The sequence below is a fragment of the Fluoribacter gormanii genome (assembly GCF_900156395.1).
GTDB lineage: Bacteria > Pseudomonadota > Gammaproteobacteria > Legionellales > Legionellaceae > Legionella > Legionella gormanii.
Genome location: NZ_FTNL01000014.1, coordinates 25,047 through 43,323 on the forward strand (window position 1 = coordinate 25,047; position 18,277 = coordinate 43,323).

Below are 18,277 nucleotides of genomic sequence, written 5' to 3' on the forward strand. Positions count from 1 at the left end.
GCCGAAAAGAATGGTAACCGATTTAGAGGAAATCGTGGCAAAGCTTGTTAGCTTTCCATCGATTACCCCCGAGGATGCAGGGTGCCAAGAATTTATGATCCAATTTTTGGAGCAAGCAGGATTTACTTGTCAGCGTATGAATAAGGGGTCTGTATCCAACTTCTTCGCATCTTATGGAAAATCTGGACCTTTGCTAGTATTTGCGGGACATACGGATGTGGTTCCTGTTGGTGATATAGCAAAATGGTTTTCTGATCCGTTTGTGACCCAGAATAAAAACGGAATGCTCTACGGACGGGGTGTTGCCGACATGAAAGGAAGCCTGGCTTGCATGTTGCTGATGGCGCAACGATTTATTAAAACCTATCCGAAATTTCAAGGAAAATTAGGCTTTCTTATTACTAGTGGTGAGGAAGGTGATGATTATGATATGGGCACCCCTTATGTCATGCAGCTCTTGCAAAATCAGGGTATTCACATTGATTATTGCATTGTTGGTGAACCTTCTAGCAGTCAGAAAGTAGGCGATGTGATTAAAATTGGGCGACGAGGTTCATTAAGCGCCAAAATTAGGTTACATGGAAAACAAGGTCATGTTGCTTACCCACATTTGGCTGACAATCCAATCCATAAAATTAGCCCCGCATTAGCGAAACTGACCACTACACTTTGGGATCAAGGTAATAATCATTTCCCACCAACATCCATGCAAATTACTCACCTTCAATCAGGAGGGCATGCTGCAAATATAATTCCTGGGGATCTGATTTTACATCTTAATTTTAGATACTCAACAGAGCAAACACACGGCGCCTTAAAAGAAAAAGTAGTTGCTGCTTTTCATGAGCACGCTCTCAATCCTGTCATTGAATGGCGTCTCAGTGGCGAGCCTTTCTTGACAGCTCAAGGCGCTTTATTAGACAGTTGTAAGCAAGCAATCATCGAACTTACTGGAAATGCACCCGAGCTTTCTACCAGTGGCGGAACATCTGATGGTCGCTTTATCGCACCCTATGGCGTTGAAGTAGTAGAGCTTGGCCCTGTTAATGCCACGATCCATCAAGTGAATGAATGTGTCTCTTTAAATGATCTGCGCTTATTAGAACATTTATATTTTTCAATTTGTGAAAAATTGTTAATTAATTAGGATCTATTTTCATTGCGCGAGTTTGTACTCAAGTGGTCTATACTTTGAGAAAAGCAATTGAATTTATTGTAGTTTCGTTGTTTTCATAACCTGGGTGCAGCGTAGCAGAACCCAGGAGTTCATTAACGAAACCCGGGGATTGCTATGCTGCACCCAGGCTAGAATTTAAATGGCACTATAAGGAGAGACAAGCATGAACGGTTGCAAATTAAGCCCTGTAGCTCTAGGTCTTGCATTTGGGGTTCTCTGGGGTATATCTATTTTGGTAATGGGATTACTCGCCTATTATTATACCTATGGTCATGGTTTTGTAATTGCAATGGGTTCTTTATATCCTGGATATGCGCCTTCAATCCTGGGAAGTTTATTAGGCGGTGTTATAGGTTTTATTGACGCATTCATCACAGGCTTTATTATCGCCTGGTTATACAATGTATTTTGTTGCTGCAAATGCATGTGCTGCGACAAGAAAAAGAATGAAGAAGTTAAATAGCGCTAAATAGTCTAGCCTTGGCATAGTTGCGTACCGTAATCCCAGAGAAACGGTGCAAAAGAGTAAGGCAGAAAACCCGGGTTCCGCTGCGCTTCCCCCAGGCTAGATATACTTATTTTAGTTTACAACATGCCATGTGCCATCTGGCTGACGACATGCACTACCACGTAATGTTTGTGGCCTACCATCAATAATTGCCTTAGTTAGATACTCACGGCAAGGCAAATGCTCGCGATAATAAGTACGAGTGGGTTGCACTGTATAGCTATTTCCAGTGTCTGGATTTGACCAATGAACTGATCTGCCGGTGGGTGCCGTTTCTAAAGCACGTTGCATTTCCATTCTATCCACTTTATCCATATATTTGCCAATTTGACCACCTAAATATGCACCAGCAATAGCACCACCTGCTGTTGCTGCCAATTTAGCTGCTGGGCCACCTCCAAATTGACTTCCAATTAATCCGCCAATAACCCCACCTGAGATAGTACCGACATCTTGATGATTCATTGATGCACAACCAACTAATAATAAAGACAAAGATGCAACAGCAATTTTTTTCATAACATATCACCCAATTTAAAGGTTATAGAAATCGGTTGTAATTCTATCATCACGTTCAGTTATTATCCATAGCTAAATTGGCCCTGGACGAACCGAGGTCAAACCTGGGTTAAGGCCCTTAGGACCGGTACTCAGCCTACATTATTATTCTTAGTCGTGGCGCACTCGCTCAGAGATTTGACACAATAACTCATATCCGGAAGTACCTGCAGCTTTGGCGACTCGCTCAACCAAAATATGTGTCCCCCAAAGCTCAACAGGTGCCCCAGGTTGTACTTCTGAATGATCGGTCAAATCCACAGCAAGCATATCCATTGATACTCGTCCTACAATAGGCACTTCTTTGCCTTGGACCCAAACGGGTGTATTTGCCGCTATATGGCGTGGATAACCATCACCATAACCAGCAGCAACAATACCAATAATCGAAGGTTTTTCGCTTTTCCAAATCCCACCATACCCAACTTGGGCAAACGGAGGATTATGATAAACAGCACTAATTGCTGAAACAAAACGCATTACAGGAAGTAAACCCAAATCAATCGCAGTCTGATTAGTGAAAGGAGATACACCATAAAGCATGATACCAGGTCTGACAACATCGGCGTGAGTCTGTGGAAACGAAATAATAGCAGCCGAATTGGCTATACTGCGTTGACTAAATCCAGCGACCGAAATACTTTCAAATAAAGCAATTTGTTGGTAATTCTCAATACGTTCTGGCTCATCTGCACAAGCTAAATGAGTCATCAAGCCAATTTCTTTATCCACCCAAGGACATGACTGTAAGGCATCCATGACTTCTTGCAGCTCATGCGTTTTAAAACCCAGGCGATGCATGCCCGTATTCACTTTAACCCAAAGTTTAATGGGTCTATCTAAAGGGGTATTTAATAACCATTGTACTTGGTGCGGTTGATGAATTACACAACCAAATTGATGCTGAGCCACTACCTTAAACTCGTCAGGACTAAATACACCTTGAAAAAGAATGCAATGAGTTCGAATTCCTATTTTACGAAGAACCAGGGCTTCTTCAATACACGCTACACCAAAAGCATCAACATGTCCTTCCAATATTGGCGCGACAACATGTACACCACAGCCATAGGCATTGGCTTTAACCATAGCAATTATTTTCTTGCCTGGAGCAAAGCGTCTTATCCGCGCTAAATTATGGTGTAATGCATTGGGATCTATCACCAACCTGGTAGGTCTGGACATCTTAATCTACCCCTTGATAACCATTGTAAGCTAAATCTTCAAAACGAGTGTATTTACCAATAAAGGCAACACGTACCTTACCAATAGGTCCATTTCTTTGTTTCGCTACAATTATTTCTGCTGTTCCTTTATCAGGACTGTCTTCATTATAGACTTCATCTCGATAAATAAAACAAATTAAATCGGCATCTTGCTCAATTGCTCCAGATTCACGTAAATCTGACATGACGGGACGTTTATCTGCGCGTTGCTCCAAACTTCGGTTCAACTGGGATAAAGCAATCACTGGTACCTGTAACTCTTTAGCCAGCGATTTAAGGCTGCGTGAAATTTCAGAAATTTCAGCCGTTCTGTTATCAGCACCAAAACCTGGTACTTTCATTAATTGTAAATAATCCACCACAATTAGACCAAGATTTCCATGATCCTTGGCCAACCGCCGGGCTCGTGCACGCATTTCACCAGGACTTAACGCGGGAGTATCATCGATAAATAAAGGAGCTTCCGAAAGCATATGCACCGCAGAGGTGACACGCGGCCAATCATCATCATCCAGTTTACCTGTTCTAATTTTATGCTGATCAATGCGTCCTAAAGAAGACATCATCCTCATTGCCAAAGAATCTGAGGGCATTTCCATAGAAAAAACGAGTACGGGTTTTCCAGATTTAATTGCAGCATGTTCTGCCATATTCATAACTAAAGTTGTTTTACCCATAGAGGGTCGACCTGCAACAATAACTAAATCAGAAGGCTGCAATCCTGAGGTCATTTCATCTAAATCAGACAAGCCCGTAGCAAGTCCAGTAATGGCATCGCCGTTATGATAAAGTGCATCAATTTTTTCCACTGCACGAACCAAAACTGATTTTATATTTTCAGGTCCGCCATCGCCAGCTGTTTGTTCGCCGATAGCAAAAACTCTGGTTTCGGCCATATCAAGTAGCTCAGGGACTTGCCTGCCCCCAGGATTATATGCCGAATCAGCAATCTCAGTGGCCACAGCAATAAGCTGTCTTTGCACTGACTTTTCTCGAACTATATCAGCATAAGCAGATACGTTTGCAACGCTGGGGGTATTATTAGCCAGTTCAAATAAATAGGCTTCACCTCCTGCGTCATCCAATTCGTTGTGAGACTTTAATGCATCAAGAAGAGTCACTACATCAAAAGGTTGATCTCTTTTTACCAAAGAAGAAATTGCTCGAAATAAAATTCGATGCTCAGTGCGATAAAAATCTGCTTCACATAATTTATTGCTGACTTTATCCCAAACTTCATTGTCCAACATTAATCCACCAATGATGGATTGTTCTGCTTCCACTGAATGAGGTGGGCGCTTTAAAGGATCAACTGTCTTTTTGGAGTTTTGCAGATCATACATGGTAGTGACGTAATGAGAATTTGGAACGATGCTTATTGTAATGATCTTTTAAATGGATGTCACCCCGAACAACCGGGCAAAAATCATACTTTCATTGAATTACATCTTTTTTTGTCATTCCCACCTACGCGGGAATGACAAAAAATAAATTTTGTTTGCCAATTATTGCTTTTGCCAAACTTGAGTACGACCTAATAAAGAAATACCTACATATCCTCGAACCAAGAGTTTATTGCCTTGGACAGTGAGCTTGGCACGATAGACTTTACCTGACTTGGGATCTAATATTGACCCGCCGCCCCATTCATTATCGCCTTCGTTTTTCAATCCCCACATAAACTGCAATCCTTGGATTTTCTTACCTTTAAATCCACCAGGACATTTCTCACAAATACCAGTATCACCTGGTTGAGGAAATACCTTGTTAATAACTGCGTTTAATGTGCCTCCAGACTCACTAATGGTAACAACCGCTCTTTTCTTACCTGTTTTATCATCAATTGTTACCCAGGTACCTACCGGTGCTTGAGATGCGGCAAGTGCTGCAGGCAAATAAATTACGGCAACAAAAAAACCACAAGCTAGCTTCCATAAGTTCATATTTTTCTCCATGTTTACAATCATTTATAGCTTATGCCATGATCGAAAACTATGCCAGTTCTAAATAGAATATATTTCTATATTGAGTGTTTATGTTGGATAAAATAAAGCACCTTAGCCAAGGAGCAGTGCTGCAGAACCCAGTTTTTGGACATGAGCGATCATCTCAATCCTAAGTCATCTGCACTGCCCCAGGCATAAGAGGAATAACATCGACTCATATTTAGGTTAGCGGCATAAAAAATTGCTCTACATCCTCTTCACTTAAAGTCATTGCTTTAGCAGGATCAGCAGATAAAATACCTTCTACTAATAATCTCTTCTTCTCTTGCATCCCTAAAATGGCTTCCTCTACGGTGCCCGAAGTAATTAACTTATAGACAAATACTGGATTTTCCTGGCCTATGCGATGTGTTCGATCGGTCGCTTGATCTTCTACTGCTGGATTCCACCAGGGATCATAATGAATTACTGTGTCAGCACGCGTTAAGTTAAGTCCAGTACCTCCTGCTTTCAAGCTGATAAGGAAAACAGGCGTTTTTCCTTCTTGAAATTTTTCCACCATTGCTTGCCGATGTACCGTCTGGCCTGTTAACTTTAAGTAATCATAATTTCGTGTACGCAATTCTTCTTCAATTAATTGCAACATCGAAGTAAATTGTGAAAAAACCAAAACGCGTCTTCCCTCGCCCACCAAATTCTCTAATAAATCCATTAGAGCCTCGAGCTTTGCAGAAGTTCCATAGGCTATTTCTGCCTCTGGTAATGATAATAACCTGGGATCACAACAAACTTGGCGTAATTTCAGCAGTGCATCCAGAAGAAGAATATGGCTTTTACCTAATCCTTGTTTGGCAATGGCATCACGAACTTTTTTCTCCATACTCATACGAATCGCTTCATAAAGATCCCGCTGGGGGCCAAGAATCTCTATAGTACGGGTCATTTCTGTTTTTGGAGGCAATTCACGAGCCACCTGATTTTTGGTTCTTCTCAATATGAAAGGTTGTACTCTTTTAGTTAATACTTCTCGCCTACCCAAATCTGCATATTTCTCAATAGGAGTTCTGAACCAAAGCCTAAATTGTTTTGCATCGCCAAGTAAACCAGGCATTAGGAAATGAAATAAAGACCATAACTCACCCAAATGATTTTCCAAAGGTGTACCGGTCAAACATAAACGATGGTTAGCATGTAGCTGCTGGATAATTTGCGTCGTTTTAGTGCGCGCGTTTTTTATAAATTGTGCTTCATCCAATATAAGGTAATAAAAAGAATAAGCTATAAACTTATCTTTATCACGTTGTATTAATCCATAAGTAGAAACAACAATATCATAGTCATCAAAATTATCCTGATGACGTTCCGAACCATGATAAATTAAAACCTTTAATTGGGGAGTAAAACGTTTTGCTTCAGCCTGCCAATTTCCAACAAGACTGGTTGGAGCAACAATTAAAGTGGCTGTTTTTATACGACCTTGTTCCTTTTCATATTGTAAATGAGCCAAGGTTTGTACTGTTTTACCCAAGCCCATATCATCGGCGAGAATTCCACTAAAATGACTTGTTCGCAAAAATTGCAACCAATTCAATCCATCGCGTTGATAATCCCGCAAATGAGCATCTAATCCGGCGGGAGGTTGAACTTCAGGAATCTGAGTTAATTGAGAAAGTTGTCTTATTTGCTCTCTTAAGGTTTCCGCTCCTTGCCAACGTGTTTTAGTTGCGGCAATAGCTAATTCTGCCTCTCGCATGAGAATAAGTTGATATTTATTAATTTGTACCTGTTGGTTTTCATCTATATGACGCAAGCCAAATTGCAGCAGCAAACGAACTAAAGGCTTAATTCGTCCCATTTCTAACTGCAAGGCCCTGCCATCATGCAAGGGTAGTTTAACTAATTGGGTATCCGGCAGATTATCTAAATCGTTACCACTGTAACGATGAATCAAATCGGCTACCAAAGGTACAATACTGACTGGTTTACCCTCAACCAAAATTCCCAATTGGTATGAGAAAAAATCGGTTGTATTTTCATATAGATCTGAGTACCACTCTACATCATCAGCATGAACCACTTCTTGATACAAAGAACTAATGCACTCGACTTGCCAGTCACGACTTTTTAACTCTGGCACTAATTGGCTGTAAAGAAATTCCAAATCTGCCAAGACGTTAATATTCTGCAAAACAAAATCAAATTGTTTTACTTTTTCCCCTTGTTCATATTCCCAAGCTCTTGGCACTCTTAACCCAAGTATGTTTTGTACTTCTTCCCATTTTGATTTCTCAAAATCCCTATCACGTTTATATTCAATTAAAACTCCTTCCTGCTGGCAAACGACTGTATCACACTCTTCAGAAGCAGGGATCTTTAAACCTGCATAATCAAAAACAATCTGCGCGGTAAATAAGGCATGCAATTCTTCCTTGGTATCATAAAACCAGGAGGATTCTTTACCATGCTCACTTATGGCATCCAGGATGATAACTGGTACTGGGGTAACTTTTCGAACCTCGCGTTCTTTAAAAACTTGCGGCATGGGGAATTCAGGACATGTTTGAGCCATTTTATTAGCTAATAATTCGGTCTGATCGATTGGGATTGGTGGTGCTTCCAATAAATAGCCTAATTGCTTTATTGGATATGGGGTAATTAAACGCCCGATTTTGCTTTCAAAACAATTAAAATACCAACTTTCATCCAACAATAAAGGCTCTAGTACTTTTCCTTCATGCATTAATAACAAATTTTGACTGCCATTATGTGATAACACCCATTCACAGCTACCTTGAATAGGCTCGCTTAAGTGAATTGGTTCATCCTGATTTTGTATAAAAAAAGCTCTTCCAGTGGCAACAACCCTCTCTAATAATTCGCTGTTACGAATAATTAATGTATCAAACCAACCTGAAACACCGCATTTAAAGAGCAGCAGCGCTACCAGCTCATTATCATCATCAATAAAATGTTGCTTTTTGGAATCAGAAAGACTATTAAATGGAATCATTTTTCCATAGCCGCCACGTTTTAATAACTTGGCTAAAGCTAATTTAATAGCGACTCGATGCTCATAGCCATCAAGTCTTAGCTCTATGAGATAAACTAAATGATGCGTCACTTCAGGTGCTGTCACTACAGCCGCTTCTTGGGCTCGCAAATTTTTCAACCAGCTGTCGAGTCTTCTGTTTAATTTTGCACCAGATCCGGATTGGGAATTTCCTATTTCTCTATCACGCAAAGCAAAGAGACAAGCAGCAGCATGTTTACAATTATATTGATACGCACAAGTACAATGCGCTAATTTCTTTGGCCAAGCCTTCAAATCCATATGTACATCATAGATCTGACTTGAACTGCCTTTGACTCGTCCTTTTAACAATCCATCACTAAAACGAATATTGAGCACATGTCCATTTTCAAAATACTCTTGACCACGCAACAATATTTTGGCTTCAAAGACTTCTGGCATTTTTGAGAGTGCTTCATTTAACATAAATGTGTTTTTTACTGGACAAAGGATCTATTTTAGTCAATTTTTAAATTAATTAACAATTTTATCTTTAAATTAAAGATTCTTTGCATAAGGCTCTGTTGACAATTTGCCAGATTAAGACAAAATGATGAGAATTTAGAGCACCCGAAATACACAAAATATGTGAGAATCGAAGCGTGTGAAATCTCATCATTTTAACCAAGATGGTAGCGTTGTCAACAGACCCTGCTTTATCGAACATTGGGTCTTTTTAGAGTATATATAATGCAGAATAAGCTTGCTGTACTTATGGCACAAATCAATCCTACAGTAGGTGCCTTAACGTCCAACAGAGATAAAATTATAGAGATTATAAAAAGCAACCAAGAAGAGCACAATGTAATTCTCTTTCCTGAACTGGCTTTAACAGGTTATCCCCCAGAAGATTTACTTTTTCGCACGGAATTTCAAGAGGCAGTTAACGAGCATTTAAAACTAATACAAGCTGCAACAAAAGATAGCTATGTTCTGGTAGGGCATCCTGGTCGTAACCAAAAACAACTTTACAATAGTGTGAGTATTTTTCATATGGGGCAAAAAGTTGCTGAATATCACAAGCAAAATTTACCCAACTATGAAATTTTTGACGAGGCACGTTATTTTACTCCTGGCAAAAAAAATCCATGTATTCTGGATATAAATCACTACAAAGTGGGAGTATTGATTTGTGAAGATTTATGGCATCCAGGCCCCACCGAAGATTTGATAGAGAATGGAATTTCTGTTCTGCTCATTTTGAATGCATCTCCATTTGATTGCGGCAAATACCACAAAAGAGAATCGCTTTTAAAATTTTATGCAAAACGAGGTGTATCCATAATCTATGTGAACCAAATTGGTGGCCAGGATGAACTATTATTTGATGGCCAGTCATTAGCGATTGACTCACAAGGTACCGTTTGCGCTCGCGCCCCTGCATTTAAGGAAGATTTACGCACTGTTGAGATTCAAGGAAACTTAATTAAGGGTACTGTGTCTCCCCTTCTTAAGTTTGAACCATTAATCTATGACGCATTAGTTTGCGGTACTCGAGATTATGTAAATAAAAATCATTTTCCTGGGGTTCTGGTTGGACTTTCAGGTGGAATCGATTCGGCATTAACTTTAACTGTAGCAGTAGATGCTTTGGGAGCAGATCGAGTTCATGCCGTGCTTATGCCTTCGCGTTATACTGCGCCAATCAGTAATGAAGATGCATTAGCTCAAATAGAAAAATTGAATATATCGCACTCCATCCTATCGATTGAACCCGCTTTTAAAGCATTGATGACCACCTTAGAACCAGTATTTGCAGGACTATCTCCTGATACCACTGAAGAAAATATTCAAGCACGCATTCGTGGTTTATTAATTATGGCGTTGTCTAACAAGACAGGAAAAATGGTACTCACAACTTCGAATAAAAGTGAATCCGCTGTGGGCTACGCTACATTATATGGAGACATGGCCGGAGGATTTGCAGTATTAAAAGATGTACTTAAAACCCAGGTTTATGCGCTTGCACATTACCGCAATAGTCTCTCAGATATCATTCCTGAACGCGTTCTAACCCGTCCCCCATCAGCGGAATTAAGAGCAGATCAGACAGATCAGGATAGCTTGCCTGACTATGAGATATTAGATGCAATCATTGTTGCGTATATGGAACAGTACTGTACACCCGAAGAAATCATTAAACAGGGTTTTTCTGCAGAAACAGTAACGAAAGTGATTCAATTGATCAAGCGCAATGAATATAAACGCCGTCAATCGGCACCGGGAATTAAAATTAGCCCAACTGCTTTTGGAAAAGACTGGCGCTATCCAATCACCAATGGTTTTTAAAATGTGCAAATTGCGAAATTAAAATCATTATTCATTTGGCCCCGCGGTTTGCTCACACACCCGGGGCATAAATATTAACCATTAGTAAAAGATTTAGTTTCAACTATTGCTGATTGTTCCGCAGCAATTTTACGTTGTTGCCAAAAATTGGGTAATTGCGAAAGCGCTTCATATCTACTCTTGTCTAACTTGTTAGAAGTGTTTTCTGTAGTAGTATCTTTAACAACTTCTTCCTTAGATAAAGTAGGCTTTTGGGTAGTTATATTTTCTATTCGAGTTTTCATATGTTGCTCGATAAGCGCAAATTGCTTCAAGTTTATCCGGCCTTGACCCGGAGCTGTTTTTTTCATCTCATCAGCTGCTTCTGGCTTATGCTTTTTATTTTGCAATATCTGAGAAAACATACTATTCATTTTATCCAGTTTCGATGAAGCAATTGATTGAGCCGTGTTCAATTGCAATAAATATGCTTTTAATTGCAAGACATCTGCATCTTTAAATGCTCCTTTCTGAGTAGCCAACCAGGAATCCAGCTTGGGATAATCAGTTAATGAAATTTTATTTGCACTACCCATACTGTTAATCCACCAAAGGCTTGTCCCTTCTTTTTCTGTATGTCGTAAAACAAAAGTTGAAGTAACACCTTTTACAGCAAGATCTTCGTTAGTTAATGCAAGGTTTGTTTTGGGATTCTCTGGATTGATGAGTAATTGAACTTTAGCAAGGTATTCTTCTCTTGCTTTGAGGCATTCTCGTTTAATTTGTTTTAAATGCACAGAATTTAATTTTTCTATGTCTCGTTTTTCAAATGTGGCCAGCTTCTGTGACAACTCTTCACTCGGAGTCAGAGGATAGGCTTCTCCAGTTGCATCAACCCAAGAAAGATGCCATTGAGAATTTTTATAACTTAAAGTAAAAGCAACTTTATCTTGTTGTGTGGATTGCTCTTTTGCAGTGGCAAGATTATTAAAAACCACCACGTTTTCGACTGCTTGAAGTGCTTTTTGAAGTGCTGCTTGACGTTCAATTTCTCGATTTTTCTTGTCTTCCAATGTCGCCTTATATTGAGCCATAAAGCTATTAATCTCTATTAATACTTCTTCTTTAAGCTCCATAATAAATTTAGGGAGCTGATCGTCATCAACGACTTGATAGTCGGGGACCGCATCGATTAATTCAACAAAGAGGAAATAATTATAGGAGCTGTTTACATTCCATTCACCATCGCTAATCATGAGCTTTAACTCTTGCAATCGAGTATAAGCATCGGGGAAGTCTTTCATCACATTAATTGATTGTTCAATTTTTTCACCACGAGTTCTGGTGTACTGATATACCCAACCTGTTAGCCATGATTTCACGGGACGCTCATAATTCTTTTCTGCTCTTTGAGCAATAGCTACTATTTTTTTGCGTCCTTCTTCTGACTCATTTGCAATTATAGCTACTACTTGCTCAACAAATTCTTTGGGTATTTTCAATGATTTTTTTTTTGGCATTTTGAAACTCCTTTTCATGATGCAAAATTCATCATTACATTAATGTTTATTTTATACAAGTAGAAAATTATTATGCTAAATTGATCGCATGCGTATAGTCATGTTAATTTTTCTACATCGCGCTAAGTTATAACAATTGTCTATCCCTAAACATCATTCCATTAGCCGATAGCCTAGACTTGCATCTTCCGAAAGATAAAAAATGGACTCACTTTGGCTTTAAAAACTTTTGCTCTAATGAATGTATCGAGCATTCGCTTTTAATCCTTGTTGGTGTTGGCATCTCCTCTTGCAAAGTCTTCTTAAATAAGAAATGCCAATTGGAAGTATAGACTTTGTTCCAAATTTTGCCATCAGGACATTTCATCTTTTAAATTCATAGCAGTTTAATTGTTTCTGTCTATGAGGAAATTCCAGAATATCGCTGGCAAATTGAACGGAAATTACAACTTCTTTTTATAATTAAAAAGCATATCCATCACTCTCTTTTCCAAAAAATATGCGTCTCTAATACTTGCAAATTTAAAGTAACACGTTAACATGATTCGACAAAAAAAATAATAACAAAGGGATGTTATGAAATTTGCTTTTTTTTCAGCTACTTTATTATCAAGTGGTATTGCAGTAGCTGCAGTACCAGTCAATGGATGGTATTCCAGCGTATTTGGTGGATATACTCACATATCTGGAAACGTATCAAAATACCATTTGGGATTTCTGTTTGATGACGTCGCTTATGAGAATGGCTTTAACGCAGGGTTACGTTTAGGCTATCAAAGTAATCCTATCCGTTATGAATTAGAGTACACCTACTTACGAGCTAATACCAAAGACTTTGATGTTGATCTAATTGATCAAACTGGGGTATCAGGTAACACTAATGCCAACGTAGGTATGGCGAATATTTATTATGATTTTGCTGATGTCATCATGCCAACAATTTCTCCTTTCCTGGGAGTAGGGATTGGATATGCTTATATTAAGACTTCTTTGAACAGTACAGGTCCATTTGGAGCAGCCTCCTTTGGCGTCACAGAAGGTGCCTTTGCCTATCAGGGAACTGCTGGACTGACTTATAATTTTGCAGAAAATTGGGCATTGAATGCTTCCTATCGTTATTTAGCAACAGCCAGTAACGACGATTTTGGAAAGACGCTTCAAGTTCAGATGGGTAATGTCGGTATCGTTTATCGCTTTGATCAATGTAATTATAAGTAATTGAGACTTAAATCCAGAGCTTTTTAGGTTGGGTAAATTTTATCAAAATTACTCTTAAAGCCAAGGGCAAGCGTTCTTTCAATTGTGTCAACCTAAGGAAAATATTCCGACATCTAAAGTGTAGCAACTGTCGTGAAATAAAATTCAAGACAGTTGATTTTCCTGCTGTAATTTTTAACAATGGCATTCATAACAAAAAGTAATTTCCACATAAATGCAATTAAAGCAGCAATCATAAGTCCGTTGTTTTGGGATTATTAAAAATAAATAGCTCGACCAAAAACGCCTATGTAGACGCTTTCGTTATCTACTTTTTTTAACTTTTTATTTCTTGCCAGAAAGCGATATTAGCACCAGTTGGATCAGCAACAACGGCAAATAGGCCATAATCGCTAACTTTAGTAACCAGCACTTTAACCGTTGCACCATGTCTGATTGCTTTGGCCAATGTCTCTTCTATGTTTTCTACCAAAATATAACCCATCCAATGAGGTGGAATTTCATTTTGTTGATCTTTGGGTATTTCCCAAATCCCTCCCAACAACTGATCACCTGTACTCGTTCGAAATAAAGTGTAGATCATATCGCCTACTGCTTCTTCAGTATATTGCCAACCTAATACATGCCGATAAAACTCTTTTGCAGCTATAATGTTAGAGGTAGCTAATTCATTCCAACAAAATGCACCAAACTGTAATTTATTCATGATTGCTCTCCTTATTTATTTGCTGGATTCAGCAATAAAGGTACTCCTATTTGCTTGCCTTGATGGAGTAATCGTAAGAAGAAATGTAGAATTCCACAGCTTCCAACCATCAAATCCGCCGTAGCTATGTGAGGGTCTTCCGTTAACCAATAATATGCCCCTGTTTCGGTTTTTTGTCTCATTGCAAATAGAAATTTTGCTATAGATACAGCTCGTTCCAACCATTCTTCATCACCTAATACACGAAATGCTTCCAAATAAATATCTCCTAATCCACTTAAACCATGACACTGACTCAGATTAGGATAGCGCAAATTGGCAGGATGAATTTTTAATGTTTTACGAACTAAATCTGCATACTCTGTTTCACCTGTTAATTCATATAACCGTAAAAAAGTTAACGCAATTCCTGGACCACCATGACACCACCAGCGCCATCTAGCAGGATTTTTTATGCTGTAAGTCCATATTAATATAGAATCTCCATCTATTTTCTGATGGATTGCCTGTTGCTGTAGCCAATTTATCGCGCGTATAGTACTTGTCCATGCGGCATTGTCATTTTTTCGTCTAGAAAACTCAGCTAAAAAATAAGCCATACCTGAAACACCATGAGCAAAACCAGATAAAATTTCCCCAGACATTCCTGGTACACCTTCTGGCATAATCCAAGAACCATCAACACGCTGACTTGTAATTAAATAATCAGCACACTGTTCTACATTTTCTTGAAAGGATGGTATGCCCAAGCGATCGAAACAATACATTGCTGCTATTCCCTGACCTGCAGCACCGTGAGTGATATCAGGCCAGTCCACAGTTTTATTCAAACAATTATGAATTACTTCAATCAATAATTCATCAGAAGTTTGAACGCCCGTTGATATCGCCTCTGTCAAAGCTACACCAACACCAGCTGTACCAAAGTGTAATCCAGGTAACTCACTATCGACGGTATATTGATTTGAAATCAACCATTTTATAGCCTGCTGAGCTCGTAACTTGCCTTCTTGAGGCAAAAATCCAAATTGAGCCAAACGACTTAAAGCATAAACAACACCAGCCACACCGCGGTTTGCACTTCGCCGATGTTCATATTGCTGGGTATAGCGGTGTTTTGTCTGATGTTGAGCTCCATTTTCTATTGATATCGATAACCAAAGACCTGTTTCAGATTGAATGGATCCAGATTGCAATAAACCTCGAGTGCCTTGTACTAATATGTCTTGTATTTCCTCTTGTGTTAACAGTGTTTCTTTCTGATTTGTTTTTGTTGTGGCAGGTTTTGGCTTTAAATCCAAAATTGACTGTGTAAGCATAGACGAAATAACATCAAGTGAAGGACGTCTTGATGGGTCAGTACTAATACAATCTATTATAGTTTTCAGTAGCGGCAATGGTGCACCTTGAGTTATTTCTTGCAAACTAGTAAACAAATTGTCATCATTATTATGAACAATACGACGAGGATCGATCCCCGTTAAGACTAGCAACAAGAGACATCCAATAGCATATAAATCATCAGCTATCGTTGGAGCCTCTCGATTTGCTTGTTGTGGTGACATAAAACCAGCCGTACCGAGACCAAAAGCAGGAAATGGGTCATCTAAAGCATGGCATAACTCTAAATCAAGCAAATAAAGTGCACCATTCTCAGCCAGCCAAATATTAGATGCAGTTAAGTCACGATGTACATAGCCTTTCTTATGCAGTTGGCTTACTACTTGTGTAAGTTTTTGACACCAATTGAGTAATAACGTTTTCTTATCGAGTGAGAGAGTGCCAAAGGTAGACCCATCTAATGTTTGTACTGCGAATGTTTCAATGCTCTTTCCTTCAATCCAGTCTAGTGGTAAATAACCATCTCCTTCGACTTCAAAGTAAGCATCAGCAGAAGGAATAGGGAGATCTTGACTAAGATTAGCGTGCAGTTCAGCCTGCCGTTGTAAGCGGGTGCGCATATCTCGATTGTAATGGTCAGTCATACAGAATTGTTTGCCTTGCTTAAGAATTTTTAATCCGACAGAATTTTGGCAACGTAAATCCAATGCTTTATAGACTCCTCCCTTAGGTTGATCGCGTAGGATGTCCAAAATTAAATAACCAGGACCAAATAATTTGGTTGGTTTTCCATCGACAATGTGCACAGATTCAGCTAGATCAACATTCTGTGTTAATTTAAGACGCCAATCTTTAAATGGGTTTTCTACACCGTCAGGACATTTGAATGGAACCTGGTATTCATCAATTCGTAATGATTGATCTGGTGCATAAATCATTAGCCGCATTAAGCCTAAGCGATCTCGCTTAATAATAGGATTAAAGCCACCATATCGGGTATAAACGATATCACCTAAACGCATATCTGAGATAATGCGAGGACCAAGCATCCCTTGAGTTAGACGAACAAGTTCTTGGGCTAATTGTACGGAATGCTTGTCATCCTGAGGGTAAATCGTCATAAATTTACCTATTTGCGTCCTACCTAACTCCCCTTCATTGAGGTAGCCTAAAGTCATGGTATCTTTTGCAATTTTAAAAGAAATTAATTTATGCCTTAAAAGGCACGGGATAATGCAATTCAATAATTGAATTGCCTCTCCGGGTATTGTGGAGATGTGTAATTTCCATCCCTGTATTCGATCAGTTTTGCCAACAGATGCCCAAGGACCACGTAATTGGGGTTCCAGTGCAAAAGAGCGTAGATAATCTGCATAATCAACATCTTTTGCACTGTTATTTAAAGAATTATTATGATCTTTAACATGTTCAATGTATGCCATAATTGCTCCCTAACGGATTCGCAAATTTTATTTACCGCATTTGGAGATGCGAGGTATAACCACAGCTGTCTCCGCAGGTAGAACCGCAACTATCACCAGAACAAGTCACATCACAAGTACTGCCGCCACAAGTGCTGCCACAAGTTCCAGAGGTACAACAACACGTCACATTTTCGTCACATATTAAATAGCCGCCGCTAAATCTCGCTGATTCCATCACAGCAACTCGCATTTTTTCTTTAGTATTTGTCGAGAAAGCACAAGTAGGGCCACAAGTGATTTCTGTGCAGGTTTCCCCGCAAGTTTGTGAACAATCAAAATAAGGAGCTTTATTACTATCTTCTCTTGTTAACGGAATATTACCTACTAAACCTTGCACAATAGTTTGAAGATTTGCACTCAGCATTCTCATATTACTTGATCGATTTTTTTTCTTTAACTCTTTAAATATCTGTTCTGGTTCAAATGCCAGTTTATGAAAAAACTCGGGATCTTTTTTAGCTCGGTCAATCAATTTAGTAATTTGTTTTCTATCCATGATATCTTCCTTGATTACATTGCTAAATTAGGAAGGGATTTTGGCAAGCCAAGTACCTCGACTTGCCATAGAGGTTTAATATCGTTCAATTTTAACGAACGCCTCCACCTCCGCTAAATTTCTCTTGGAAGTTTGTTGTGTAGCCACAACTTTGACCACAGGTATTATCACAACTACTACTGCACGTATTACCACAACCTTCTAACGCAGCGCCAGCTTCCCACACACCAGCTGCCCGTATCATTTTCTCCCTTTCAAACGTGAGGTTGGTGGTGAATCCGCAGCTTTCACCGCAGGTATTATCACAACTACTGGAACACGTATTTCCACACCCCTCCAGTGCATCCTTCTGATGAGAAAAGTAAACGCTGCCTTTTAGTTTTTCAACTGAAGCAATGTTTGTTGTAAATCCACAACTCTGGCCACAGGTATTATCACAACTACTAGAACACGTATTACCACAACCATCAAGGCCTAGTATATTTGCGAAAAGCGCCTCTACATTTGAAGATACGATGCTTCCTCGACTTTGCCGATCCAAATTATCCAGTGAACCTAATACCTTTTCGGGTTCAAAGACAAGAGAATGGAAAAATTTGGGGTCTTTCTTGGCGCGTTCAATTAACGCATTAATTGCTTTATGATCCATGATAATCTCCTTATATTTAAATAATAAAAATCCTTTATAGCTACTTGTTTTTGAAGCTTTTTTTTTATTAAATAAATAAATCGCAGAAAATACAGACTTTAAATTGATTA

14 protein-coding genes are annotated in these 18,277 nt (G+C 39.1%); 4 read left to right on the forward strand and 10 right to left on the reverse strand.

Annotated features, from left to right (window positions below):
• Nucleotides 1-10 precede the first annotated feature (10 nt).
• Together dapE and BW930_RS09875 are read left to right on the forward strand one after the other, a co-directional pair.
• Nucleotides 11-1,147 (forward strand): succinyl-diaminopimelate desuccinylase, encoded by a 1,137-nt coding sequence (gene dapE, locus BW930_RS09870; RefSeq protein WP_115266164.1) that lies wholly within the window; start codon nt 11-13, stop codon nt 1,145-1,147.
• A 193-nt stretch (nt 1,148-1,340) separates the two neighbouring features.
• Complete coding sequence (locus tag BW930_RS09875; RefSeq protein ID WP_058468388.1) at nt 1,341-1,640, forward strand: bacteriophage holin; 300 nt, start codon at nt 1,341-1,343, stop codon at nt 1,638-1,640.
• 117 nt (nt 1,641-1,757) lie between these two features.
• Here BW930_RS09875 and BW930_RS09880 read toward each other — a convergent pair whose 3' ends face one another.
• The 5 genes from BW930_RS09880 to BW930_RS09900 form a co-directional block, all read right to left on the reverse strand.
• Nucleotides 1,758-2,204: an RT0821/Lpp0805 family surface protein gene (locus BW930_RS09880; protein WP_058468389.1), complete on the reverse strand. Its 447-nt coding sequence runs from the start codon at nt 2,202-2,204 to the stop codon at nt 1,758-1,760.
• 150 nt (nt 2,205-2,354) lie between these two features.
• Entirely contained in the window at nt 2,355-3,428 is a 1,074-nt protein-coding gene (gene alr / locus BW930_RS09885; protein WP_058468390.1) for an alanine racemase, read from the reverse strand.
• 1 nt (nt 3,429) lies between these two features.
• Nucleotides 3,430-4,812: a replicative DNA helicase gene (dnaB, locus tag BW930_RS09890; protein WP_058468391.1), complete on the reverse strand. Its 1,383-nt coding sequence runs from the start codon at nt 4,810-4,812 to the stop codon at nt 3,430-3,432.
• A 162-nt stretch (nt 4,813-4,974) separates the two neighbouring features.
• The gene (locus tag BW930_RS09895) at nt 4,975-5,412 is read right to left on the reverse strand and encodes a DUF2147 domain-containing protein (protein WP_058468392.1); all 438 of its coding nucleotides are present in this window, start codon (nt 5,410-5,412) and stop codon (nt 4,975-4,977) included.
• Between the two features lie 223 nt (nt 5,413-5,635).
• Nucleotides 5,636-8,911 (reverse strand): DEAD/DEAH box helicase, encoded by a 3,276-nt coding sequence (locus BW930_RS09900; protein ID WP_058468393.1) that lies wholly within the window; start codon nt 8,909-8,911, stop codon nt 5,636-5,638.
• Nucleotides 8,912-9,175: 264 nt separating this feature from the next.
• Here BW930_RS09900 and BW930_RS09905 point away from each other — a divergent pair, with 264 nt between their 5' ends.
• Complete coding sequence (locus BW930_RS09905) at nt 9,176-10,774, forward strand: NAD+ synthase (RefSeq protein WP_058468394.1); 1,599 nt, start codon at nt 9,176-9,178, stop codon at nt 10,772-10,774.
• Nucleotides 10,775-10,848: 74 nt separating this feature from the next.
• Here BW930_RS09905 and BW930_RS09910 read toward each other — a convergent pair whose 3' ends face one another.
• Nucleotides 10,849-12,273, reverse strand: coding sequence for a hypothetical protein (locus BW930_RS09910; RefSeq protein WP_058468395.1), 1,425 nt, complete (start codon nt 12,271-12,273; stop codon nt 10,849-10,851).
• A gap of 576 nt (nt 12,274-12,849) precedes the next feature.
• Between BW930_RS09910 and BW930_RS09915 the strand changes: the two genes are divergently transcribed.
• Entirely contained in the window at nt 12,850-13,491 is a 642-nt protein-coding gene (locus tag BW930_RS09915; protein WP_058468396.1) for an outer membrane protein, read from the forward strand.
• A 316-nt stretch (nt 13,492-13,807) separates the two neighbouring features.
• On the opposite strand, the gene BW930_RS09920 is transcribed toward BW930_RS09915, so the two are convergent.
• The 4 genes from BW930_RS09920 to BW930_RS09935 form a co-directional block, all read right to left on the reverse strand.
• Nucleotides 13,808-14,197: a VOC family protein gene (locus tag BW930_RS09920; RefSeq protein WP_058468397.1), complete on the reverse strand. Its 390-nt coding sequence runs from the start codon at nt 14,195-14,197 to the stop codon at nt 13,808-13,810.
• Between the two features lie 11 nt (nt 14,198-14,208).
• Nucleotides 14,209-16,980, reverse strand: coding sequence for a class III lanthionine synthetase LanKC N-terminal domain-containing protein (locus tag BW930_RS09925; RefSeq protein WP_064276585.1), 2,772 nt, complete (start codon nt 16,978-16,980; stop codon nt 14,209-14,211).
• Between the two features lie 31 nt (nt 16,981-17,011).
• On the reverse strand, nt 17,012-17,518 hold the full coding sequence (locus BW930_RS09930; protein ID WP_058468399.1) for a hypothetical protein: 507 nt from the start codon (nt 17,516-17,518) through the stop codon (nt 17,012-17,014).
• A 91-nt stretch (nt 17,519-17,609) separates the two neighbouring features.
• Nucleotides 17,610-18,167: a hypothetical protein gene (locus tag BW930_RS09935; protein WP_058468400.1), complete on the reverse strand. Its 558-nt coding sequence runs from the start codon at nt 18,165-18,167 to the stop codon at nt 17,610-17,612.
• Between the last annotated feature and the right edge of the window lie 110 nt (nt 18,168-18,277).